At 41.5% G+C, this 26,494-nt stretch carries 15 protein-coding genes and 1 pseudogene; 8 read left to right on the forward strand and 8 right to left on the reverse strand.

The window, feature by feature from the left end:
- The first annotated feature begins 74 nt into the window (after positions 1-74).
- The 5 genes from V7K31_RS25625 (at position 75) to V7K31_RS25645 (ending at position 5,047) form a co-directional block, all read left to right on the forward strand.
- Positions 75-2,447: a CHASE2 domain-containing protein gene (locus V7K31_RS25625; protein WP_335097957.1), complete on the forward strand. Its 2,373-nt coding sequence runs from the start codon at positions 75-77 to the stop codon at positions 2,445-2,447.
- 235 nt (positions 2,448-2,682) lie between these two features.
- Positions 2,683-3,129, forward strand: coding sequence for a sunset domain-containing protein (locus V7K31_RS25630; protein ID WP_335097959.1), 447 nt, complete (start codon positions 2,683-2,685; stop codon positions 3,127-3,129).
- Positions 3,130-3,569: 440 nt separating this feature from the next.
- A complete protein-coding gene (locus V7K31_RS25635; protein WP_335097962.1) occupies positions 3,570-3,761 on the forward strand; it encodes a hypothetical protein in 192 nt (63 codons plus the stop codon).
- A 176-nt stretch (positions 3,762-3,937) separates the two neighbouring features.
- Positions 3,938-4,060, forward strand: coding sequence for a hypothetical protein (locus tag V7K31_RS25640; RefSeq protein ID WP_335097964.1), 123 nt, complete (start codon positions 3,938-3,940; stop codon positions 4,058-4,060).
- 30 nt (positions 4,061-4,090) lie between these two features.
- Complete coding sequence (locus tag V7K31_RS25645; protein WP_335097966.1) at positions 4,091-5,047, forward strand: putative 2-dehydropantoate 2-reductase; 957 nt, start codon at positions 4,091-4,093, stop codon at positions 5,045-5,047.
- A 283-nt stretch (positions 5,048-5,330) separates the two neighbouring features.
- Here V7K31_RS25645 and V7K31_RS25650 read toward each other — a convergent pair whose 3' ends face one another.
- The 5 genes from V7K31_RS25650 to V7K31_RS25670 all read right to left on the reverse strand — a co-directional run bounded on the left by V7K31_RS25650 (position 5,331) and on the right by V7K31_RS25670 (position 13,657).
- Positions 5,331-8,405 carry a thioester reductase domain-containing protein gene (locus V7K31_RS25650; RefSeq protein WP_335097969.1) on the reverse strand — a complete coding sequence of 1,025 codons (3,075 nt, stop codon included), beginning with the start codon at positions 8,403-8,405 and terminating at the stop codon, positions 5,331-5,333.
- 112 nt (positions 8,406-8,517) lie between these two features.
- Positions 8,518-10,020 carry an HlyD family efflux transporter periplasmic adaptor subunit gene (locus V7K31_RS25655; protein ID WP_335097971.1) on the reverse strand — a complete coding sequence of 501 codons (1,503 nt, stop codon included), beginning with the start codon at positions 10,018-10,020 and terminating at the stop codon, positions 8,518-8,520.
- A 294-nt stretch (positions 10,021-10,314) separates the two neighbouring features.
- Complete coding sequence (locus V7K31_RS25660; protein ID WP_335097974.1) at positions 10,315-12,507, reverse strand: peptidase domain-containing ABC transporter; 2,193 nt, start codon at positions 12,505-12,507, stop codon at positions 10,315-10,317.
- A 103-nt stretch (positions 12,508-12,610) separates the two neighbouring features.
- The gene (locus tag V7K31_RS25665; protein ID WP_335097977.1) at positions 12,611-12,937 is read right to left on the reverse strand and encodes a hypothetical protein; all 327 of its coding nucleotides are present in this window, start codon (positions 12,935-12,937) and stop codon (positions 12,611-12,613) included.
- A 375-nt stretch (positions 12,938-13,312) separates the two neighbouring features.
- The gene (locus tag V7K31_RS25670) at positions 13,313-13,657 is read right to left on the reverse strand and encodes a beta/gamma crystallin-related protein (RefSeq protein ID WP_335097980.1); all 345 of its coding nucleotides are present in this window, start codon (positions 13,655-13,657) and stop codon (positions 13,313-13,315) included.
- Positions 13,658-14,324: 667 nt separating this feature from the next.
- On the opposite strand from V7K31_RS25670, the gene V7K31_RS25675 reads away from it, so the two are divergent.
- Positions 14,325-18,203, forward strand: a complete 3,879-nt coding sequence (locus V7K31_RS25675) for a two-partner secretion domain-containing protein (RefSeq protein ID WP_335097982.1) — start codon at positions 14,325-14,327, stop codon at positions 18,201-18,203.
- Positions 18,169-20,793, forward strand: coding sequence for a CHAT domain-containing protein (locus tag V7K31_RS25680; protein WP_335097984.1), 2,625 nt, complete (start codon positions 18,169-18,171; stop codon positions 20,791-20,793). Before V7K31_RS25675 ends, V7K31_RS25680 begins: the two co-directional genes overlap by 35 nt.
- A gap of 36 nt (positions 20,794-20,829) precedes the next feature.
- Here V7K31_RS25680 and V7K31_RS25685 read toward each other — a convergent pair whose 3' ends face one another.
- From V7K31_RS25685 to V7K31_RS25695, 3 genes and pseudogenes are all read right to left on the reverse strand, one after another.
- On the reverse strand, positions 20,830-21,759 hold the full coding sequence (locus V7K31_RS25685) for a DUF928 domain-containing protein (RefSeq protein WP_335098296.1): 930 nt from the start codon (positions 21,757-21,759) through the stop codon (positions 20,830-20,832).
- A 51-nt stretch (positions 21,760-21,810) separates the two neighbouring features.
- Positions 21,811-22,074: pseudogene (locus tag V7K31_RS25690) on the reverse strand (IS4 family transposase); the annotation flags it as partial.
- 4 nt (positions 22,075-22,078) lie between these two features.
- Complete coding sequence (locus tag V7K31_RS25695; RefSeq protein ID WP_335097986.1) at positions 22,079-23,761, reverse strand: SulP family inorganic anion transporter; 1,683 nt, start codon at positions 23,759-23,761, stop codon at positions 22,079-22,081.
- 641 nt (positions 23,762-24,402) lie between these two features.
- Between V7K31_RS25695 and V7K31_RS25700 the strand changes: the two genes are divergently transcribed.
- Positions 24,403-26,328, forward strand: coding sequence for an iron uptake porin (locus tag V7K31_RS25700; protein ID WP_335098299.1), 1,926 nt, complete (start codon positions 24,403-24,405; stop codon positions 26,326-26,328).
- Positions 26,329-26,494 lie beyond the last annotated feature (166 nt).

Raw genomic sequence — 26,494 nt, forward strand, 5'->3', positions numbered from 1 at the left:
ATTAGGTGCTAGCAGCCTCAAATTGGTATTGATTAGTCATTAGTTAATCACGAATAGCAAAGTTCACTTGACTTATGAGTAAGCTAGTTGTCTTCAGCTTCTTGGGAGGAGATTTAAATAAAGGATTTCCTGTTGTCACGGCTCAACTTTGGCATCATAATCAATTTTTACTCCTAAAATTAACAGGCAGTTTGCCAGCACTACCAGAATTAAGCGAACTCTACCGCAGATGGCAGCTACTCTACGCATCTGTCCATCAGCGCTTGGGTAGCAATCAACGGATAAAAGTGCATTCGCAAGATATAATAACCAATATTTCTGTCAATGACTTCGATGAAGTGTGTCAACAGCTGCAAGCACATATTAATGCCTGGTTAAAATTTGAGTCATTTCAGAATATTGAGCGGCAGTTGCGGACTCTACTTAGTCGGGATGATGAAATTAGAGTCGTTATTGAAACGAATATAGTTCTACTGCATCGGTTGCCTTGGCATCTGTGGAATTTTTTTGAAGATTATCCTAAAGCTGAATTAGCTTTGAGCAATCATGAATATGCGTCTCCTCAAGTATTGCCAAAATCTCCTACAGCTAAAGTCAATATTTTGGCAATTTTAGGCAATAGCGTTGGGATTGATATTGACCAAGACGGCGCCTTATTACAAGGTTTAACAGATGCCAAAACTACGTTTCTTGTCGAACCAACACGTAAAGAACTTGATGAGTATCTATGGAATCTAGATTGGGATATTCTATTTTTTGCCGGACATAGCACTACTATTGCTGATGGAGAGATAGGAGAAATTTACATCAATCAGACAGAAACTTTAACAATTCCCCATCTGAAAAATGCACTTAAGACAGCAATTAGTCGCGGCTTAAAACTGGCAATTTTCAATTCTTGTAACGGAATTGGTTTGGCACGAAATTTAGCTGATTTAAATATTCCCCAAATGATTGTCATGCGGGAAATAGTGCCAGATTTCATAGCACAGGAGTTCTTAAAAAACTTTCTTATTGCCTTTGCAGGTAGCAAACCATTTTACTTGGCTGTACGAGAAGCACGAGAAAGACTTCAAGGATTGGAAAATGAATTTCCTTGCGCCAGTTGGTTGCCAGTCATCTGTCAAAATCCTACAACTGTTCCTACTACGTGGCAAGAACTATGTGGCAATGTTGGTGATCCTAAATTTCTGGGTGAAGTTTCGACAAAAGGTAAAATTGCAACACCAAAATCTAAACTTTTGACTGTACTACTTAGTACTTTTATTGTGGCTGTTTCAACAATAGGTTTGAGATATTTGGGAGTCTTTGAGAAAATCGAACTGCAAACTTTTGACCAAATACTGCGACTGCGACCCAAAGAAGAACCAGATCCAAGGTTGATAATTGTAGAAATCACTGAAAAAGATATTCAATCTCGACAAGAGACAACATTAGGGCTGAAATCAATTTCGGATAGTACCTTAGCGACATTGCTTAATAAATTACAAAAGCATCAACCGCGAATTATTGGATTAGATATTTACAGAGACTTTGCCGATCCACCGAATAAGTTACAACCAATAAAACTTTCCACAGAAATTAGCAAAAAGAATGTTGTTGTTGCCTGCAAAATCCCCGATAGTAAATATGACTCCCAAGGTGTTAAAGCTCCGAAAGAAGTACCTGTAGAACGTCAGGCTTTTACTGATGCAATTGCAGACCCAGATAGTATCGTCCGTCGCCAAATTTTGATGTTGCCACCAGAGCCTCCTCTGACTTGTACAACGACTAATTCGCTCTCGTTGCTATTAGCTACTCGTTACTTATATGATGAAAAAATTCAACCTAAATTTAATGAAGATTATGTACAGTTTGGCTCTAAAGTATTTAACCGCTTAAAATATGGTCGCAGTGGTGGGTATCAACAGGGAGTTGATTTAGGCGGAAATCAAATACTTATCAATTATCGTAATACTGATTATCAGACAGTTTCCCTTGAAGATATATTAAGCGATAAAGTTAATCCTTATCTATTTAAAGATAAGGTAGTTATCATTGGAGTGACAGCTAACACTCTCACCGATACTTGGTCAACTCCCTACACTGCTACACAGCAAAATCACCAACCAATACCAGGGGTATTTATACAAGCGCAAATGGTTAGCCAAGTTTTGAGTGCAGTTTTAGACCAACGTCCAATTCTTTGGGTTTTGCCTTACTGGGGCGATATTCTCTGGATATGCGGCTGTTCTGTAGTTGGGAGTCTGATTATTTGGCGCGTTCGTTCGGTGTCAGAGAAGGGATGCGCCATAGTTGCGATAGTTGTCATTTTATATGGAGTTTGTGCGATCGCTCTTTCAAAACAAGGGCTATGGATACCATTTATTCCTTCTGCCTTTGGCGTAGTTGTAAGTGGTGTTTTAGTTCAATACCGTTGCCAAATTAAGAGGGTTCAACGCCTGTAGAAACGGGATGAATACGTCCTAAAGAAGTAAGCTTGGCAAAAATCTGGGTTAATAAAATAGGCTCATTGATCTGCTCCCCAAGCCGGACCATGAAAGAACTGTGAGACTCCTGTTGAGCATTCAGAGCGCAGATGAGTGCAATAATTAACTGTATTTAAATCTATATTCGCAGAGAGATTACAATCATGCGTAAAATACTGGTAATTAAATCTTAGAAGATGAGGAGAAAGAATTAATGACAATGAACAATCAACTCAAATCTCGACAATTGAGCATGGTGGTGACTTTATTGACAGTGCTGTTCCTAAGTAGTTGTGGTCAGAAACCGGAATCATCTACTAGCACTACTCCTCAAACACCAACTGCGATTGCTCCAGCTAGTCCTGTATCTAGTCCTGTATCCAGTCCTGTATCTAGTCCTGTCCCTGGTGGAACTTCTAGCTCTAAGAAGCCAGCATCGGCGAATAAAGCAGCAGTTTTAGCAGCAGCACAAAATCTCGGAGTGAAACCACAAAACGAAACAACTTGCCCAAGTGATGCACAGGTAAAAGGCAAAATTACGAATAAGAGAGGCAATATTTATCACCTTCCCAAAACCTTAGATTACGAAAAAGTCAAACCGGATATTTGTTTTAAAGACCCAGCAACAGCACAACAAGCCGGTTTCCGTGCGCCTAAGTGATCTAAACAGGGCAAAGGCAGTTGATTTTTGAAATACTCCGTGGAGGTAAAGACTTTTGCCTACAGTCAAAGAAATTACTTTGTGAATTCAACCTACCGTTATGCGATGTTTTTTTTGTGAGCGCGACTTTTTTGAAGCTGCGTGGATTTGGGAGTAGTCTGCCTAATTAAGTCAGATGAGCCGAGAGGCGAATGGCACAAGGAAGTAAATTAAGTAAATTAAGCGATCGCCCTACACAGTATCATCCAGAAAGCCGCACTCACAATCGCAACGGTAGGCATAAGAGCTTTAGTTAAAAATGTAACTGAAACTGAACGAGAAACATCATAAGGACTACTGTATGGAAAAGTAAAGTAGCAAATCTTAAAGTGTTGTTGAGTATTCTTGTTGACTGTTTATTGAATTGCCACCGGAGTAGATGCCCTGGACTCCTACAGAATATGGTCGCTGGTAATGGGGTGCTAATGAGGGAAAACCTGGGGATAGAGGAAGAACCGCGTAGTTTACCGCCAACTCTTGGAGACGCACTGTTAGGTCGGCATCGCTTGCTCAGGCGAGGTGTAGTCTGGGAGCAGCAAAAATCGATTCTCCCAGGTTGGCGAAAGTATTGCTTATCTGGGCTATTGGAGTGATGACTTGGTGGGAAAGGTGTGCGTATTATCTTTGAGCAAGGGTGATATTAAGAAGTCATTTAGTTAATTCTTAAGCAATGCTTAATTTGTCTAATTTTATAATGACGAAAGCCTCTGTTACTGAGTTAGAGGTTGTCTGCGATCGCTGAAAAAAGAGGATGTAGTCAAACAACATAATGAAATATTCTGATTTCACTCAAGAAAACTCGGCTATGCTTCTGATTGATCATCAAGTTCGCACGATGAAGCTTGCCACACCAGCAGTTTTTGGCTATGTGTGCGGCGTATTTGCCTTATGATCATCATAGAAAAATCTCATTGTTAGCAAAATGTCCGAGCGTAGTTACGCCATTCTAGGAACTGGTGCATTAGGTGGCTTTTATGGTGCCAAACTGCAAAAAGCTGGTTTAGATGTCCACTTTCTGCTGAAGAGTGATTATGAATATGTCAGTAAATCTGGTTTGGTTATTGAGTCAATTGATGGTGATTTCACCCTGACTCAAGTTAATGCCTACAATGATGTAGAAAAAATGCCACAATGCGATGTGGTGGTGGTAGCACTAAAAACGACCCAAAACCATTTATTGCCGCAGATTTTACCGCCACTCGTCAGGGATGATGGGGTAGTGTTGGTATTGCAAAATGGACTGGGGGTGGAAGAAGAAGTTGCCAAAATAGTTGGCAATGTCAGCATCATTGGTGGGTTGTGTTTTCTCTGTTCCAATAAAGTCGAAGCAGGACATATCCGCCACCTCGACTATGGACAAATTACACTAGGAGGATATGCTTCTGGCTATGATTCTACTGGGATTACAGATAAGATGCAGCAAATTGCCAATGACTTCAAGAGTGCTGGTATTTCAATGGAATTAGCTGAAGACTTATTACTAGGGCGATGGAAAAAATTGGTGTGGAATATTCCATATAATGGACTGTCTGTAATTCTCAACGCTAGAACAGATGAATTAATGTCCTATGTCCACACCCGCAAATTAGTTGAACAGTTGATGTATGAAGTTGCAGCAGGTTCCAAAAGTTGCGGACGCATCATTCCTGATAGCTTCATTCAAACAATGCTGGATTACACCGTGAAGATGAAGCCTTATCGTACCAGCATGAAAATTGACTACGACCAAAGGCGGCCTTTGGAAGTAGAAGCAATTTTTGGGAACCCATTGCGGAAAGCGCATTCCTCTGGTGTGGATTTACCGCAGATTAGCTGTATATACCAGCAGCTAAAGTTTTTGGATGAGAAAATAAGAGTGGAAGATCGAGAAAACGCTTAATTTATTCTGCTACTCTGCACCAAATTTGATAGAACAGGCTTAACCATCTAGCGCCAGGCTTGCCTCCTACGAAAGTATCGCTTTCTTAAATAGTAGACTTCTTGCATAAATCAGAAATAAGAACCCCACCCCGCCAAAGCTACGCTTTGTCTCCCCGCTCTTCGAGAGGGGACTTTTGCAAGAGGTCTAGTGTGTAGTGTCTGAAACTAAGGCATCTGTACCATCCTGGCTGCCATGCGAGATTTTATAGTTTCTATTGTGTTTCTTGAAAGTTCGATGTTCATCATTTCGCATCCAAAAAACTGCTACGAATAAAGTAGTCAAAATAAGTATTCAGCAATTTAGTATCTACCGGAGGACAGATAATCAAACTTTCTGCCAGTGCGGTCTGCGTTGCTTTACAGCTAATTTCCGGTTCTCTAGCTTGTTGATGCTCTGGAGAATTTTTGAGAAAGAAAGGCAAAAGAGGATATAAAGGATTTGATTGCGAGCGAGCTTGGTTACTAAGCTGTGACTGCCAATTTTGATAAGAAATATGCTTAATGGGATAGCCTAAAGAACGAATAAAATCAGTTAGCTGATTCCAAGAAATAGGTTGAGGATTGTTTAAATGGAAAGATTTACCAAGAGCTTCGCGTTGTCTTGATAAATAGACAATGCTTTTGCTGACATAATCAACAGGAGATAAATCTAATATATCAGTTATACTAGCCATGCTTCCCATTTGGATGCAACCTTTAATCATTCGACAAATAACATCATCTGTATACCAAGCACCTGTTTGACTATGACCGGAAATGAAGGGTGGTCTGTAGATAGAAACGGGAATACCTCGCGAGCGTGCAATAGTAGCTAATTTTTCTGCAACCCATTTACTTTGAGAATAGGAAAGTTTCATTCCAGAGCTATGAGCAAGTGGGTCTGATTCGCTAACTGTTTTTCCAAAATAAAAAGATGACTCAAAAACAGCAACGGTAGAAATATGATGTACTGGTTTAACTTTACCAAAACTTGCCAATCGGAAAATTTCTTGTGTTCCCAAAACATTACTAGGTTTTAAAGCCTCATAGGGATAAACATAATTTAGCCAAGCTGCACTATGATAAATTACATCAATTTTACTAGCAATCTTTTGAAAATATTCGGTTGACAAACCCAAATTAAATTTTGATAAATCGCCTAAAACCGGAATAATTCTGCTCCGAAAAACCTCTTGCCAAATACCATAATATTCTAAGTTATTTTGCACTTTAATTTGAGCAGAATCATTATCAGTAGCACGAACTAAGCAATAAATATCAGCTTGAGTTTGTTGTAGAAGCTCTTGCAGTAAAAAAGCTCCCAAAAATCCCGTCGCTCCTGTAAAGAAAATAGCTCTTGGTTCGGTAATAAATGAGTCATAATTATGTTCTGGGTAGATTGCATGGTCTAAAATCACCTCAGCTTCTAAATCTATGACATCATTAGTCGCAATGCTTTTTGATGTTAATTCTTCAAGCAATAAATTTACCAATTGATGAATATTTGACCCTGCCAGCAAATTTTCTATAGGTAAGTTTACACCAATTTCGGTATCAATCCGGTTTTTCAGGTCGATATTGCTCAGAGAATTTAGACCCATTTCATTTAATGGCTTTTGTAAATTTAGATATTGGGATTCATCTAACCCTAAAACTTTGACAACTTTTTCTCTAATGTAGTTAACCAAAAGTTCTTGGCGTTTTGTTTCGTCAGATGATGCTAATTGTTGAAGCAACTGCAAATTTTGGGTCAATTGAGGTTCTGGTGGTTTTTCTCCTATATTTGCTATTTCTCGTTGCACTAAAAGCCGACGCAAAATTTTACCAGAAGCTGATTTGGGGATTTTATCGACAATTTCCAACCGACGAATTCTTTTATGTGGTGCAACAAGTCCTGCTACAAATTCCATAATTTCCCCAGTAGTAGCTTTGCTTTTGAGGACAACAAAACCTTTAGGAACTTCACCCGTACTTGGATGTGGACTGGGAATGACAGCAGCATCAGCGATCGCTGGATGGGATAACAATACAGCCTCTAATTCTGCTGGCGCAATTGGATATCCGTTGTATTTAATTAACTCTTTAATCCGGTCAACTATGTAAAAATAACCATCTTCATCTACATAAGCTATATCACCAGTGTGAAACCAACCATCAGCATCAATTACTTTTGCCGTCGCATCAGGGTTATTTAAATACCCTTTCATCACTTGCGGACCGCGAATCCATAGCTCCCCTTGCTCATGGCAACCCAAGCGTTTCTCTGTTTCAATATCTACAATTTGACATTCAGTATTTCTCATGCAGGGACCAACAGAACCGGGTTTGATTTTTTCACGTTCGTCAGGGTTGATATGCGTTACTGGGCTGGTTTCTGTTAAACCGTAGGCTTGCTTGACGACACAATTTAAACGCTGTTCGCATTCCCAGGTCAGTTCATTACCCAGTGGAGCAGCTGCACAGGTAATTATCTTTAAGCTAGAAAGGTCGTATTTATCTACTATTGGTTGTTTTGCTAAGGCTAAGACTATCGGAGGTACTAAATGAGCGCGAGTAATTTTATACTTCTGCACTAGTCTCAAAAAAGTCTCTAAATCAAATTGCGGCATCACAACTACGGTAGCACCGCAATAAAGGCTATAGTTTAAGAAAATTTGCAGTCCGTAGATATGAAAGAATGGGAGAATGCCAATAATTGTATCTGCTGAACTTATCAACTCGCGGTTTGAAAGTTGGTACACATTGGCTGCTAGATTATAGTGTGTCAGTGTGACACCTTTAGGCAAACCAGTTGTGCCACTAGAATAGGGCAAAGCAACCGCGTCTTCTTTGGGATTAATTTGTACTTTTGGTACTGAGTCACAATCTTCTAAAAGTACAGAAAATGGGATTGCACCCGCAGCGTTACCAAACACAAATACTGATTCAACTTTTGAGTGACTAGCGGCCTCTAATGCGCGTTCTAGCAGTTCCGGTACTGTCAGCAAATATTTAGCACCAGCATCATTTAATTGATATGCCAGTTCGCTAGCTGTATAAGATGGATTTGCCGTACTGCTAACTCCACCTAAACTAGCGATCGCCTGAAAAGCGATTGGATATTCTAGACAGTTAGGACTATAAATAGCAACTACATCCCCTTTAGAAAAACCCCTCGCAGCAAAACCAGCAGCTACTTTCCTAATTGAGTCTGCTAGTTCTCCATAAGTTATCGTTCGACCAGTTAGCCCGTCAATCATCGCTGGTTTGTCAGGAAATTCTATCACTCGTTGCAAGACAATTTCCGTTAGGGGCTGTTCAGGGATAGAGATATTTGGTTCTGTACTGCGAAAAATCATGGGGTTTCCTTAGTTGAGTAATGTAAAACTAAGCTGTTCCACATTTAACTTGCATAATTATGGCGGACAAGATGCCCACCCCACAAGACTTTCATTGAAATGTTCGTAAACATCACAAATCCGCTATCAACCTTGCTTTACGGAGCAAGAATTGCAGTACAGTTTCTTCGCGGCTAATAATATCAACTCTGCCATCCATACCCAATTGAATTTGACATTTCTTTGTAGTGCGACCTAATGCAAGTTTTTCTGGCTCAATTGTGACTTCGTAAAAAGCACCTACAGCAGTTGCTTTTGGGGTAGAATTTGTATCAGCATTTGTATCATCTTTTTGCGAACTAATAGCATCTGGAGCGATCGCTTTCACTTTGCCTTTGAGAGTGCCATAATCGGGATAAGGACAAGCTGTGACTCGCATTTGCACTTCTTGATCAATTTTTACCTTACTTTTAGCCTCAGATCCGATCGCTGCTTTGATAACTAAAGGTGCATGACTGGGAACAATTTGGACAACTTCCTCCCCTACACGTACAGTTTGACCGGGGTTTCTCAAATTTAGCTTGGAAATAATCCCGTCTGCTGTAGCGGTAATAGTAGTTTGCTTCAGGTCGATTTCAGCTTGCTTGAGTTCGTTCTCTTGGCGCTCTAATTGTTTTTCAGTTTCAATTTTCTCCTTGAGGAGTATTTGACGTTCTCTTTCTAAGGTTGCTTTGTTCACTTCCCCAGAGGCTTTTTCTTGAGCAATGTGTTCAGTTGCCATTGCTACATCTGCATTGCTTGGGTTGAGAGCTACTTGAGCGCGAGATCGCCTAGCAATAGCCCCTAAAACAGCTTGTTTTAGCCGTTCATTTGTTTTTTCTTGGGCTTTATAAGTTGCTTTTTGCGCCTGTACAGCTTGTTGTTGCTGTTTCACAGCCAGCTGTACTTCTTCTAGTTGATCGCGGGATAATGCCCCTTGTTTAGCAGCACTGTCATATCGGTTCTGTTTTGATGTCGCTGCTCCTAAAGCAGCTTCAGTAGCGTAAAGATTAGCTAGTGCTGATTGTAACTGTGCTTGCCCTGCATATAATTCTTCTTGGGCTATTTTGATGTTGGCTTCTGCTTCTTGGACTTCAGTGATAGTGGTAATTTTTTTGTCTTGATGATCGCGATCGCGTCCCTTCAATTCAGCTTTCGCAGAGGCGATAGTCCGATTAGCGCGATCGCTTTCAGCCCGAATTTGACTATCTATTGCATTAATTTGAGGAACGGTTTGAATTAGTTGTAACCTAGCTTGTTGAATATTGGTTTGCAGCTCGGTTTTTTTGGTTTGCAGTCGAGAGTCATCAATAGTGGCAATTATATCTCCTTTTTGCAGCGTTTGATTTTCTTTGACATAAATCTGCATTACCTGTCCTTCTATTGCAGCCTGCACAATTGGCAATTCACCGGCAGGACGGACAACAGCTTGTCCTTTGACAGTAACTTTATATTTAACAACCGCAGCCACAGGAATAGCTAACGACAATACAAACACGATAAATAGTCCGCCAAATGTAGTCCAACGGCTAATTGGTGGAAGAAAATCGTTGTCTTGAACTGGGGGTAAAAAATTGGTTTGAGAGTTACTAATCATAAGTGCTGAGTATATTTAAATACGCTTTGGTTAAGGAAAATTGTAGGTTGGGTTGAGACTTTGCGAAACCCAACAAACCTGCCCAAATGTTGGGTTAATGTTGGGTTTCGTTCCTCAACCCAACCTACGCGGCTAATCATAAATGCTGAGTATATGTGAAATGTTCAATAATATCATGTCCGGCAAATTACCCATAATAAAAGAACCCCTCCCCGCCTGCGGGGAGGGGAGACAAAGCATAGCTTTGGCGGGGTGGGGTTCTTCTGGTTTAATAAGTAAGTGGACATGATATAACTAGTTCCGAATAACTAAAGAAGATTTAAAACCATTCCCAGAAGGATAAATCTCATTAATAAAGCTTAAATGCTCTCCTGGAATATGACGTAATTCTTCTGGAGTGCCTTGAGTTTTTAGGTGTCCATCTTCAAGCAACACAATCCAATCAGCCCGTTTGATAACTTGAGGACGGTGGCTAATCATAATTGTGGTTTTGCCTTGACGGTGATTAAGTAATCTATCCAAAACTTTCGTTTCACTTACTGGGTCAAGAGCGCCTGTAGATTCATCTAAAATTAATACAGGTGGGTCAGTAACAATTGCTCTAGCTATAGCTAACCTCTGCCTTTGTCCGCCAGAAAGATTTGCACCAAATTCGCCTAAAACAGTTTGATATTTATCGGGTAATTTACTAATAAATTCATCTGCACCAGCAATCTGACAAGCTTTGACTATCTCTTCAAAACTAATATTGGGATAACTGAAATGAAAATTATCAACAATCGAACGGCTCCAAAAATGAGGTTCTTGGGGAACTAATACTACTTGCTGCCGCAAACATTCTAAAGATAAGTCTTGCTGGTTGTATAAGCCATAACGAATATTACCAGATTGCACTTTGTATAAGCCAGTAATTAATTTGCCAAGGGAACTTTTACCACAGCCAGATTGACCGATTAAAGCTATTACTCGACCACCAGGGATAGTTAAAGAAAAATTTTCTAACAGGTCAGTTCTACCAGCATGGTGAAAGTTAACTTGAGAACAAGTAATATCTGCATTGCCAGGAATTTCTGCCCAAGGTTTTTTAAAGTCATTTTCATCTTCTGGGGTAGCATCTATGACTTCTGTCAAGCGTTGAACGACAATTTGAGCAGTGATAAATTGATCAATTAGCCCGACTACTGACGATAAAAAGCCAAGAAAGCTGCCACTCATACCACTGTACGCCAGCAGTTGACCGATGGATAATGTCTGATTAATCACCAAGCTAGAACCTAACCAGAGGATGCCAATACTCGTCAATTTGGAAAGAATACTAGTGACTGTGCTGCTATAAAGCCCTAACTTCATCGTAGTCCAGCCTAAGTTAGCAATGCGACCAAAATTTGTCTGATATTCTTGCCAAGCTTGATCTGTAGCTTGGGTGGTTTTGAGGACTTGAACACCGTGAAAGGTTTCGACTAAAAAGCCTTGATTTTCCGTACTTTTAACGATGAGACTGCGGGTTTTACGGCGCAAAGCGGGAAGAAAAAGCAGGTTGACTCCTGTGACGATGACAAAGGCGGCGAGGGAAGCTAGAGTCAGTTCCCAACTATAGAAGATCATGAAACCCAAGGAAACCAGAGCTACAAAAAATTGACTGGGCAAACCAAGAACAATTTGGGAAACTAGACTATTGATGGTATGAACATCAGCAATCCGGCTAACGACTTCCCCACTGCGACGCGCTTCAAAATATGATAAAGGTAAGCGTAACAGTTTTCGACCGTATTCTAGAATTAGCCCGTATTGCAACCGTTGACCAAAATGACCAATCAGGTGAGATTGTACTAAACCAATGGCATTTTGAATTAGGTTCATGGCAATAACGCCAATTGCCACCGTTGTTAGCAGTTGGGTATCTCCCCGCACTAGCACGTCATCGGTGAGGAGTTGCATCATTAAAGGGGAGGCGAGGGACAACAGCCCGATCGCAAAGTTAATTGCGATCGCCTGAATCAGAAGGTTACGATAGGGTAATATCCGGGCAATGAAGCGCCCAAAACCGCCAATTTTATCTTCTGATTGCTCATAGAAGCGGCTGTCGTCTGGCATCAGTAGCAGCATCACACCATCACTCCAACCCGCCATTAACTCTTTTAAGGTGAGATAACGGATACCAACTGCGGGATCAGAGATAATACATTTTTTCCCCTTTAGCCCGTAAAATACCACCCAGTGGTAGCCTTTCCAGTGAATGATGGCGGGCAAGGGAAGTTCATTTAATTTCTCTAGTACTTCTGGAGTGGCTTGGACTTGACGAGCATGGAATCCTAGAGTTTCTGCTCCCCGTCTCAAACCTAGTAGTGTGGTTCCCCGCAAACCTGTGCCCACTGCTTCTCGCACCCGGTTGAGGGCAAAGGTGCGTCCGTAGTGTTTGGAAACTGTGGCAAGGCTTGCTGCACCACAGTCTTCCTCACTGTGTTGCAATACGCTGTTGTATTTCATTGTTTATAGAACTTACGCAGTATACAAATTGTCTATTATGTGAATAAGGATATTTGGTTGTCTCAGAGTATTGTCTGTCGATTTTAACCGGGTGATGGTGGCTTTACAAATGCGACGCCGAATAGCCCGTCGTAGACATCGCTACGGACTTGTGTTCTGAACCAACGGACTTGTGTTCTGAACCAACGGACTTGTGTTCTGAACCAATAGACTTGTGTTCTGAACCAATAGACTTGTGTTCTGAACCAACAGACTTGTGTTCTGAACCAACAGACTTGTGTTCTGAACCAACGGACTTGTGTTCTGAACCAACGGACTTGTGTTCTGAACCAACGGACTTGTGTTCTGAACCAACGGACTTGTGTTCTGAACCAACAGACTTGTGTTTTGAACTAAGGGACTTGTGTTCTGAACCAATCGTTATGCACATAATAGCCATTTCGTACAGTGCCTAAGTCCTGGTTTTATGATTAAAGTAAGTAAACAATGAACAGTTATCAGTCAAAAGTGAATAACTGCTAACTGAAGTTATTGATATTAAGTAACTGATAGCTGAACATTGTTAATACTGCCTCAGAAATGTATACTCTAAGGCAGCTTTCCATTGGGCAAAAATCCCTATAACGGCGGCAGGATAATTAAATGTAAGAGGAAGAATTAAGAACTAGATAAGACCAGTTAATAAGTTAACTCCTCCCCTACATACCGTCATAGTAAGAGTTTCACGTTATCAAGCGTGCCATTCTACTCTGAAGCAGCTTTGGCCTCTAGACAAAAATCGGATCGTTGAAAGTGTTAGCTCAACCTACCCGATCCTCTCGAAGGATGAGATTGAATCATTAGGAATTATACCAAGACCAATATTTGCATAACGTCCTGGTCCCAAATCGGCAGAAACACCCCTAAATTGAGAATCTGTGAAGAATCTCCAAGTACCCTCGTTGACTACAATCGAGGTAACACGGTCATTTACATCGTTGCCCACATTTCCAGTACCTTCGTTTGTCTGCACTAACAGATTCCCAAAATTGTCGTTATCGTAGAGTTCCAATGCAGCACCGCCAGAAACAGCAGCAGCAGTTTCATGGGAAAGGTCTTGCACACCTTTGATGCTGTAAAAGTCTTGGGTTTGGTTGTTGATGTTAGACATTTTTTTTCTCCTGAGTTTCAGATTGTGTTTGTAACTGAAGGTTAAGCTTGTTTGCCTTTCCTCTGATTCTTAATTGGTAGCAGTGAGGTTGGTTTATTCACGGCTGAGAATCAGAGGTTTTTAGCTGAACCTTCTGATTCTTAATTGGTAGCAGTGAGGTTGGTTTATTCACTGTTGAGAATCAGAGGTTTTTTTGCCTTCGCCTTCTAATTCTTAATTGGTAGGAGTGACATGATTCTATTCACCGTTAGAAATCAGGCGTTTTTGTCTGGCTTTCCCTTCTAATTTTTAATTGGTAGCAGTGACATGATTTTCTTCACTTGATTCAGTAACGCAAATTTGGTAATATCCTCTCTTGTGCATAAGTTGATTGTCCTAACACTTACAAGACTTACGCATTGACAAGAAACTGACTACGTGCATTCAAGCCCACTTTCTGTTTGAGATGTTCGAGGATAAAAGGCGTGAGGTACAGATTATCTTAAGGGCACAGCACTGCTGTGCCCCTACCTTTGTACTTCATTTACCTGAAAAACGCTGTAAATACTGTAGGCATCGCCTGTTTTTTCCTTGTTTCTTTACTGCACTTTTTGTCAATGCGTAAGTCCTGATTTCTACTCTTAATTAAGGCTGACAAGCTAAATTTCCTTTTCTATAGGAGAGTGCAATGTCTTTTAAAACTGCGCGTTTGGACTGGTTACAAGGTCTAGGAATTGCGATTGGGAGTGGGTTCATCGCTTTACATGCAAATATCTCAGTCGCTCAAATCACCCCAGACGGCACTCTGCCAAATAATTCCAATGTGAAATTAGAAGGTAATACCAGGATTATTGAGGGTGGAACCACAAGAGGGGGTAATCTGTTCCACAGCTTTCAGGAATTCTCTGTTCCCAATGGCAGTACTGCTTTCTTCAATAATGCACTGGATATTCAGAACATCCTGACACGAGTAACAGGTAAGTCAATTTCTAATATTGATGGCTTAATTCGTGCTAACGGTAAAGCTAACTTATTCCTGCTCAATCCCAATGGTATTATTTTTGGACAAAATGCCCGGTTAGACATTGGCGGCTCATTTTCTGCAACTACGGCAAGCAGTTTCAAGTTTCCTAATGGGAGTAAATTTAGTGCTACTAATCCCCAAGCACTGCCATTATTAACAGTGAATATTACACCTGGGTTGCAGTATGCAGCAAGTCAGCCAGGGGCAACTATTACCAACACCGGAAACTTAGTATCCCCACAAGACTTGACACTAGTAGCTGACAAACTTGATTTGCAGGGACAGCTAAAAGCAGGAAGAAATTTAACACTGCGAGCTACTGATACAGTTCGGGTGCGAGACAGTGTGACAACTCCGTTTTTAGCTCAAGCAGGTGGTAATTTCACAATTGCAGGAAATCAAGGAATTGATATTCTGGCGCTGAATCACCCAACGCTGACATCGTTTGTGAGTGGGGGTGATTTTAGCTTAATTAGTGATGGAATTATTTCTCTTGATGCTCGTTTGAAGAGTGGTGGGAATTTTTCGCTCAGGAGTGTATCGGGGGGATTAGCAAACTTTGTGAGCCTTTATGATCCAATAATCAGCAGTAATGGCGATGTGGATGTTGCAGCTAACTATACAGGGGCATCGTTGTTAGTTGAAAGCAAGGGAAATATTCGCTTTCAGGGTGATATAAATATTACTAGACCGGATACTAGCACTTTACCTGCTGGACAAGATACTGTAACTTTAAGCAAAAGTACGGCGTTAATTATGCGTTCTGGGCAGAATACTCTAGCTTATGGTGGTGTCAATTCTGGTAGAGTACCTGCGTTTAGTAGTGGAACTGTGCCAGAGGGAATTACGCTAGGTAGAAATCTGCGCTTAGAGCAGTTTAATGGGGCTGGGGGAATAGTTGACTTGTCGGCGGCATCCGGGGATGTGAGTACTCAGAACATTAGTACTAATGGGGGCGCGATCGCTATTAACAGTGCTGGGGCGATTGAAACCAATGGACAAGACTTGGTTACAATTAATGGCGCGAATAATGGAGGTGACATTAGCTTAAAAGCTACCAACGGCAACATTACTACTAATAGTTTGTTCTCTTACTCGCGTTCTGATTCTGGCAATACGGCAAATGGAGGCAACATCAGCCTTGAAACTGCTAACGGCAGCATTACCAGTGCTGGTTTTTACTCTTACTCTTACTCTTACTCTTACTCGAAATCCGGCAGTACAGAAAATGGGGGCGCGATTAGCTTAAAAGCCGCTAACGGCATTACCACTGGCCATTTTGACTCTTCCTCAGACTCTCGTTTTGGCAGTGCAGTAAATGGGGGTGTAATTAACCTTGAATCTAACAACGGCAACATTACCATTGGCGATTTGTTCTCTTACTCATACTCTCCTGTTGATAGTGCCGGAAAAGGTGGCGCGATCGCCTTCACTGCCAATGGCAATATTACCACGGGCGGTATGAACTCAGAAGCAGGGGGTACTGGCAATGGCGGAGACATCACACTCAGAAGTCTTGCAGGAGCTATTGATACAACTAAAAAAGCTATCACATCCCAAATTCGCCAAGGTTTAAATGGAACTGGGCGTGCAGGAACAATTGTTTTTACTGCTTTAGGTAACATTACCACGGGTTATATTAACTCGTCTGATAAACTAGCTCGTGGTGGAGATATTACCCTGGTTAGTAAAAATGGAGAAGTCCGGGTTAACGGCTACATCAGCACGGATACTTATGGTTCAAGTAAAGGAGGAGACATTAACATCACCGCTGACTCACTCTTCTTAACTGATAACGCTTTACTATCAACCAGCACCTTTGGACAAGGGAATGGGGGTACAGTCAATATTACTGCCAGCGATACAGTTTCCTTGGAGGATCAGGACGTGGATCAATACTTAACTGGGTTAGCAAGCGTTGCGGGATCTGGATCTGTAGGCAAAGGTGGTGACATTAAGATTCAAGCTGAACATCTCTTCATGAAGAATAATGCTGCAATAGATGCGGATGTAGAACGAACCGCACAAGGAAAAGGGGGAGATATCAATTTAGATATCAAAGGTACCATCTTACTTACTACAGAAGAGACTTATGCTCAAAAAGGGGAATCAGCCCGAATTACTTTAGGTGTGCAACCAGGGGGCATAGGTTCAGGTGGAACCCTTAAAATCAAAACAGGTTCTTTATTGCTAAAAAACGGCGGTATAATTAAAGACAGCACTCAAGGACAGGGGAACGCCGGAAATATCAAGGTTAATGCTGACGTTGTTGATATCTCAGGCAGCGTTCCCAGTAGTGGCCTACCCAGTGGGTTATTCACCAGTACCAACACAACTGGTAAGGCAGGCGACATTATCATTGATACTCAGACATTCCGAATTTCAGATGGAGCGGCTTTGAGCGCCCGCACCAATGGGGATGGACAAGGTGGCATTATCAGGGTGAATGCCACTAACACTTTTGAAGCAATCAATGGTGGACAATTGGTATCCACAACATCTGGTAAGGGACAAGCAGGCGATATCTTTGTCAAAGCCACAGATCGGTTGACTATCTCTGGGACAGATATAAACTACAACGATCGCATTGCCAAATTTCCCAACAACAATCCATTAGTTGCTAACGACATCAGAGGAACAGGCGCTGCCAGTGGTCTAATTGTTAACAGTACTGGGTCAGCAAATGCAGGCAATATTGAAGCCACAGCAGGGTTTATCTATTTGAACAGCCAGGGAAGAATTACGGCTGAATCTGCATCAGCAGGTAAGGGTGGCAATATCACACTGAATGTGGGAAAATTACTGCTGCTGCGCCGTGGCAATAGTAGTCAAATCTCCACTACTGCTGGATCTGCAAGTGGTGGTGGCGATGGCGGTAACATCACCATCAACGCCCCTAATGGCTTTCTTGTTGCAATCTTGAATGAAAATAGCGACATCACAGCCAATGCCTTCGAGGGTCAAGGGGGTAAGATCAAGATTAGAGCGCAAGCCGTCTTTGGTATTCAACCCCAGAAACAGCAAACCCCTCAAAGTGACATCACTGCCAGTTCTAAATTGGGAATCAATGGCACGGTACAAATTAATACACCTGATGTAGATCCCAGTCGCGGCTTAGTCGAACTCCCCACTAATCTAGTTGATGCTTCTAGGCAAATTTCCAATGCCTGCACACCTGGAACTCGGCAATTCCAAAATACATTTGTGGCAACAGGACGCGGCGGACTACCGATTAGTCCCACTGAACCATTACAAGATTCAAGTACTGTGTCTGCCTGGGTGAGATTAAAATCAAAACCAGAAAACTCGGCAAACACAACAATTGAACCACAAGTAACAGCAATTTCAACTACTCCCAAAATTGCTGCTACTCAAATAGTGGAAGCTTCTGGCTGGGTAATTGATCGCAATGGAAATATAGAACTAGTAGCACAAGTTCCTCAACTCAACCCCCACAGCCCTTGGCAAACACCTGCTTCCTGTCCTGTATCTCAGGGAGGTGTGAAATATGGCAAAACTTCAGCTGCCAAAGCGAGTAATTAAATTTGCCGTAACTCCCGTAGTCCTATTTACCCTTGCTGTTTTCCTGACTATTATCCCTAGCACATTTGCTAAACAACAAAAAGCAAATTCACCAAACGGGTTTGACATCCAAACCAATCAACCCCCATCTGCAACACCACAGCCACTTCTTCAGCAAGGAGAAGCACTTTATCAAGCTGGACGCTTTACTGAAGCAGTGGCTATTTTACAACAAGCTGTCCGTACTTCTCAACGAGAAAGCAATAACCTCGCACAAGCCGCAGCGCTGACTAACCTCTCTCTTGTATATCAGCAACTCGGCTCGTGGAAAGAAGCTGATGCAACTATTGATAATAGCTTAAATTTACTTGGCTGGGATGAGATAAATCAAAAGTTAAATGTCAACAATCCAAAGTCTGAATTGTTAGAAATTCTTGCACAAACTCTAAATATTCAGGGGGAATTGCAACTAGCACAGGGACAAACTGATGCTTCTGTGAAAACATCACAACAAGCAGAGCAAATCTGGAAGAAATTAGGTGACAATGCTGGAGTAACGCACAGCCGTGTTAACCAAGCACAAGCCCTACGAGTTGCTGGTTTTTACCGCCGTAGCTTAGATATATTGAATCAAGTCTCCCGACAGTTACAAGCTCAACCTGACTCTCTTGTAAAAGTAACAGCTTTACGATCGCTTGGTAATGTCTTACAACAATCAGGCGAACTTGAGTTATCCCAGAAAATCTTACAACAAAGCTTAGAAATCGCTCAACGTCTGCAACTGCCTCTAGAAATTAGTTTGACGGAATTTAGCCTCGGTAATACTGCTAGGTCGTTAAGTAATATTAAAGGTGCGATCGCTCATTATGAAAATGCTGCCCAAATTGCACCAAACCCTCTGGCCAAAGTTCAAGCCCTGATTAATCAGCTGAGTTTGCTGGTCGAAAACGAACGAATCACGGAAGCAAAATCATTAATACCCACAATCCAATCTCAAGTCCCGAATCTGCCTACCAATCAAGCTGGTATTTATGCACGGATCAATTTTGCTCAGACTTTGACGACAATTAGTAACAAAAAAGACATTGCAGAGATTCTGGGAAGTAGCGTTCACCTAGCCAAAATAATCGGCGATGAACGTGCCGAATCCTATGCAATAGGCAGCTTGGGAGAAGTTTACGAGCAGAACCAACAATTGCAAGAAGCACAAGATTTGACGCAGCAAGCGTTGTTTATGGCTCAAAAAATTGATGCCTCAGATATAGCTTATCGCCTTGAGTGGCAGTTAGGACGCTTACTCAAAGCACAGGGAAATATCCCAGCCGCCATATCTGCTTATGATGCTGCTGTCACAACTCTTCAATCTCTTCGCAGCGATTTAGTTGCGGTTAATCGAGAGGTGCAGTTTAATTTTCGCGATCGCATAGAACCGCTTTATCGGCAGTCTGTAGAGTTAATTTTACAAGAGAAAGGACAAGGAAAGCCTGATTTAGATAAAGCACGTCAGCGAATGGAAGCCTTACAACTTGCAGAACTCGACAACTTTTTCCGAGAAGCTTGCTTGAGCAACCAATCTGTGGTATTGGACAAAGTAGTAGATCGAGACAACCCGAATACTGCTATTTTATATCCGATTATCCTAGATAAGCAGTTAGAAATTATTATCAAACTTCCCAAGCAACCGTTGATACATAAAACTTCTAAAGTCAACCATCAGCAAGTAGAGCAAATTATTACAAAAATACGAGAGACAATAGTCGAACCCGATGCTCATCAGCAATTTCAAGCAGTTTCTCAACAGCTTTATAACTGGTTAATTAAACCAGTCGAAACAGACCTCAAAAATAGTAAAGTGAATACTCTAGTCTTTATCCCAGACGGGTTATTGCGAAATATACCGATGTCTGCATTATATGATGGCAAAGAGTATTTAGTCCAAAACTACTCTGTAGTTATTAGCCCCGGACTGCAACTATTTACTCCTAAACCTCTGGTACATAAAAAATTAAATGCCCTGCTTGGAGGACTATCGCAACCACCCAAAAACGAAAAGTTTGCACCGCTTCCCAACGTTAAGGTTGAACTGAAATTAATTCAGGAATCAGGCGTATCGACAACTACATTATTGGATAAAAACTTTACCAGTACGACTTTAGAAAAAACCATCAACGCTCAACCTTTTAGAGTTGTTCACTTGGCAACTCACGGTCAATTTAGCTCTAAAGCTAAAGACACTTTCATCTTAGCTGCTGATGGACGCATCAATGTAAGTGAATTAGATAGCTTGCTCAAAAGTAGAGAGCAAAAACGCACAGAGCCAATTGAATTGCTTGTTTTGAGTGCTTGCGAAACAGCAGCAGGAGATAACCGAGCTGCATTGGGATTAGCAGGGGTTGCCCTGCGTGCTGGTGCGCGGAGTACTTTAGCCTCCCTATGGGAAATTGGCGATAACTCTACAGCTTTGTTTATTGATGAATTCTACCGCCAGTTAGTGCAGGGTAAAACTACGGCAGAAGCTTTACGTTTTGCTCAATTAAAACTACTTGAATCCCCCGAATACAAACGTCCAATGTACTGGGCACCCTACGTTCTAGTTGGTAATTGGTTGTAGAGATTTAGGCTTATAGATATTTTGCTGGATATTAAATTATTGGCGGGTTGGTAAATTTACTATCGGAGCCTTAGCAAGATTATCTAAATTAATGGATTGCAATAAACTTTGCCAATCTTCTTGAACAGATGCATCATTAGAATGAGAAATGCGTATTTGTGCTAGCATATTTAAGGCATCAAACCAAATCCCTTTTTCAGCATAGATTATAATCTTTTGTCGAGGATTAGTTGCTGCTTCTAATTGTTGCATAACACGAGAATCTAAATTGATTCTTTTAATATCCCCTTCTACATACAGAGGAATACTTCCTGGCTCTTGCTTACAATGTACTTTTAAATACCAGCGATATGTCTGATCTACTTCTAATGAAGCAACAGTCTTAGGGAGAGAAATACCAATGATACTGGGCTTTGAAGGTAGCGCGATCGCATTTCTATAAACATCATTTTCGGCGCTATCCTGTAAGCTAAATTCAGCGCTTGAGTTAGACAAATCCTGAGTGTACGGGATGTAAAACCAAAACGTAGGCCGTTCAGAAGTGGTTAGTCCCTCTACAATCCCGATAATTGATTTATTTGTCTGTCCGGCAACCTTTTGTTCCTCTTGAAATGGTACTAAGGCGGTGAGCGGGGTTGGAACCGCAGGGCAATTATCTCGACTACCCATTCCTGCTCTCCGCCCAGATACAGGACTTAACCGAGCAGGTGCTTTTGGCAAAATAAAAACTGGACTAGAGGTAGGTTGCTGAGGTGAAGCAGGTGTTTTTACTGCTTGTGCAGGCTGTTTATTAGTGACTGGTTGTTTAGTTTGATCTGTTGCTTGTGCTGGATATTGGATAGTGCTGATCAAAATCAGAGCAGTAGTTAAGATCCATTTCATTGACTTAACGAGGTAAAATTTTTGCTTGTTGCGATCGTTATCATAAAGGTCAGCGTAGCATTTTGTTAAATTAGCGATCGCCATTTTTGAGGGAATTTCCAGATTTTGACTTACAGCTATTTTCAGGTAAATAGACCACGCAGTAAGGGCACTTTGACATACTGGCTGCCAATTCTCTGGAATTGCCTGATTTTTTGGTTGAGTACTGATTCTTTGGATTACTTGCTCAAGTTTTTGAGCAAATAATTCAATTGGCAATGTTCGCAATCGTTCTGACACTGCTTGCACACTCACTTCCATTGGTTCCACCCATAAGAATCCCTCTTGTGACAATACCCTTTGTACTTCTCTTAAGCCTGGAATTTGGCGATACACTAAACTCACAACGATTGGCAAAATATTGTCATTCATTTAATTCCATCAATTCTTTGGTTTTCAAATCAGCCGCTATCGGTTGAGAACATCCTTCAATCTGAGGAGAGATAGAGCAAATTGCATCTGTCGTTGTTTCAAAACAATTTGATAACCCAATTATTTTTAACAATCCTGAACGTTCTAGTAGTTGTTTAACTTCGGGTTGTAAACCTGTGAGAATTAAGCGGCAATCGTGCCGTTCCAAGTCGTGGTAAATATCCTCTAAAGCTACTAACCCAGTTGTGTCCATATTTGGCACAAACCGCAACCTGAGAATTAAATACTTGACTTCCGGTTGATGGCGGAGGAAGGTAACAAAACGTTCAGCAGCACCAAAAAATACGGGGCCATCTACCCGATAAACGGCAATTTCCTTACCTAATTCCAAAGGAGTACCAGGAGGAAATACTTCGGTTTCAGGTATTTTGACTAGGCTTAAATCGCTCATCTGTTTGATGAACAAGGCTCCGGCTGCAATCAATCCCACTTCTACAGCCAGAACTAAGTCAAACAAGATTGTCACTAGCCAGGTGAGAATCATCACAGCAAAGTCAGAGTAGGTAGCACGCATCAATAAACCAATGGCTTTCCACTCAATCATCCGCACGCTAACTACCATCAAAATCCCAGCAAGTGCTGCTAAAGGAATCTGTGCTGCTAGGGGTGCTAAAGTTAAAATAATAATGGCTAAGGCTACACCGTGAATTACCCCAGATAGTCGGGTTTTAGCGCCAGAACGGACATTGATAACAGTCCGAGCGATCGCACCTGTTGCCGGAATACCACCAAAAAATGGCACAATGATATTTGCCAATCCTTGACCAATTAATTCGCGATCGCTATCGTGTTTTTCGCTCACCGTCATCCCATCAGCCACTACCGCCGATAGCAACGATTCAATACTTCCCAGTGCTGCTAAAGCCAAAGCTGGATTAATCAGTTCCCGAATCAACCTAAAATTATTCCAGTGGGGGATACCGTGGGGCATCGGTAAAGATTGCGGAATGCTGCCAATTGTAGGTACAGCCAGATGAAAATAAGAAGCGATCGCAGTTGCCAACACCAACCCCATTAAAGAACCCGGTATTGTAGAATTGATTCTAGGCCACAAAACGGTGGTTGCAATCACCACCATTGCCAACCCAACAGCAGCCCAGTTTAAAGCTTCTACATGAGTTACACTTTGCCAAAGTCCTGGCAGAAAATGTTCACTACGCGGTAGTTGTAAGCCAAAGAAATTATTTAATTGACCACAAAATATAATCACGGCAATACCATTGGTAAAGCCTGCCGTCACTGGATAGGGAATAAACTTCACTAGCTGTCCAAGTTTGGCAACCCCCAAGGCAATCTGGATAATCCCAGCCATCACCCCAGCAATCCAAACTTTCTCAATGCCGTACTTGCCGACAATTCCCACCAAAATTACAGCCATTGCACCTGTTGGCCCTGTAATCTGGACTGAGGAACCACCAAAAATTGCCGCTACAATTCCCGCTACAATAGCCGTGTAAAGTCCAGCTTTTGGTTCTACTCCACTTGCCACCGCAAAGGCTAAAGCTAAAGGCAAGGCTACCACTGCTGCTGTCAGTCCTCCCGTCAAATCGCCACGCAGTCCACTAAATAAGCTACCCAGACGCTGTGGTTCTTGGAGGATATCAGATATTGCCATATTCCATTTCAACTCTTATAGACAATTTGTTGATAGACAGATAGATGTCATATGATATCCGGGCAATTAAGCATCATACCCGGAACCTCAAAGAGCCTGGAGGGAAAAGCTCCTTTATTATAGACATCTCTGAAAATAGTCAAAATTATATTGTTATTAACTTGTAGCAGCGATCGCAGTCTTGAAGAATCCGCCCGTTTTGGTTTTAGATGAAGCTACCTTGGCGGTGGATAATTAAACCAATTCGCAATTACGTTTTGTAACGGGGATTTAACCCCGACACGCAGCCTCTTGATTTTTTTTGAGTAAATTATTCTTTGGTAGATATTGAGTCGGGGATGTCGGCTCAATACTATATTCGATATCACAAAATTAGACTTATGTAAATACTATTTTGTCAATAGTAATTATAATAACTACCAATATCATTTGTTGTTAATTATTTCCAAAAATAGTATTTACTATAATTTAATACTTGCGATATAAGTTGAGGTTCTGGTAAGTCAATTCAGAAAAAAATCCTGATATCCAAAATTTAAAGCTAATAAGATTTTTTTATAAATCTACTTTAAATTTACTTATCAATCCATTTGAAAATCGCAATGAATTTTTTCACTATTTTATCAGTGTTAGGAGTTCTCATGGCAAAATATCTACTAGCTTCTGCTAGTGGGATGGGATTATTATGTTTAATTGCTGGGTTATCACCTGTGCAAGCCCTTCCCGGTTTAAAAATTGCAGATAAAAATGTAGCTGTTAATCAAGATGATGGCAGCTATCAAAAAAATGATTCTCATCAAAGCGATTTAACAAATAATATCTCCAGTAAATTGCTGATCGCTATAGCTAATGAAACTCAAAAAAACTTACCCTCAGTCAATCAACAGCAAAAAATTCAAGATATAGGAGTAGATTCTGCTGTTAACTTGTGGCAGCCAATCATACCACAACCTGCAAGTTCATCTCCAACCTCATACAAACTTGCACAAGTAACATCCGTATCCCAATTGTCTGATGTACAGCCGACTGATTGGGCTTTTCAGGCACTCCAATCTTTAGTCGAGCGCTATGGTTGTATCGCAGGTTATCCCAATCAAACCTATCGCGGTAATCGGGCGATGACTCGCTATGAATTTGCTGCTGGCTTAAATGCTTGTTTAGACCGAATCAACGAACTGATTGCGACTGCAACTGGTGATTTGGTCAAGAAAGAAGATTTAGCCACGTTGCAGAAATTACAAGAACAATTTGCGGCAGAATTGGCAACATTGCGGGGTCGAGTAGATGCTGTAGAAGCTCGCACAGCAGAACTAGAAGCAAATCGGTTTTCTACTACGACCAAACTCAATGGGGAGGTAATTATTGCTGGTGTTGGTGCTAGCGGTGGCGCTCGTAATCAGAGTGACCCAAACATCATCCTAGTCAATAGAGTGCGGTTAAATCTCACCACTAGCTTTACTGGTAAAGATTCATTAATTACTGGATTGCAAGCCTATAACTTTTTGGGTGGAGCCGATGGACAGGGTAGCCTGCAACAAAGTTTAGGATTAGCTGCGCCGCTTTTAAGTGCAAGTAGCGCTCGTACCAGTTTTGAGCCGCAATTTCCGGGGTTAAATGTCAATACTTTGTCGAGTGTTGGCGCAAACAGTGTTCAGCTTTACAAATTGCTGTATGTCTTTCCCGTCGCTAATAAATTAACCTTGTTTGCGGGAACTGCGGCAGAGACATCAGATGCTTTCCCAGTAATTACGCCTTTTTATGGTGAAGGACAAGAGTCAATTTCTCGTTTTGGCGGCTTGAATCCTGTGCTACGGGTTTCTGGTGGGACTTCGGGTACTGGTTTAGCATCGGCGGCGGGATTTATTTTTAATATTTCGCCAAATTTGGATTTAAGAGCTTTATACGGCAGTGTAAATGCCAATTTACCCGAAAAATCTGCTAGTGAGGCAGTACCAGGAGTTTCTACTACACCTTTGGGAGCAGGTTTATTTAGTGGTAGTAGTATTATTGCCACACAGTTAACCTTCAAGCCAAGTCCTGCTCTGGATATTGGTTTAAACTATGCCCACAGTTATCACGAAATCAATATTTTGGCTACAGGATTAGTTAGTAGTGATATCGGTGCTTTAGCAGGGGTTGCAGTTGGAACACCGCTCACACTCAACTCTGTTGGCGGTACGGTAACATGGCGATTGTCTCCCAAAATAGCATTATCTGGCTACGGTGCAGCAATATTTGTTGATGCTGCTTCAAATAGCGTGAATGCTTCCACCACCTTTACAAGTTGGATGGTGGGAGTTCACTTCAGAGATTTATTCAAGTCAGGAAACACTGCCGGGATTCTTTTTGGTCAGCCCCTTTACCGTACTGATGCTGGTGGTTCTGCTCAACTTACGCCCACAGGCGACAATCGGGCGACTCCTTACCATTTAGAAGCCTATTACCGCCTTCAAGTTAGCGATAATATCAGCATAACCCCTGGTGCGTTTGTTCTCTTTAACCCAGAAGGTAACAGCAACAATGAGACTACGACTGTAGGTGTACTTCGGACTACTTTTACATTTTAAGAGATTGGGAGTAGGCAGTCAAAATCCCCCAAGGAATTGGGGGATTTTGAGATTGGATAGAACCTATCCCACTATTCTAAAAATCCCTACTTCTTTTCGTAAAATATGCTTGAAAACCTGGATTTTTTGTTTTCATTTCTTAATAAGCTTAGGCTTTGTAGCACAA

Source organism: Nostoc sp. (genome assembly GCF_036917675.1).
GTDB lineage: Bacteria > Cyanobacteriota > Cyanobacteriia > Cyanobacteriales > Nostocaceae > Nostoc.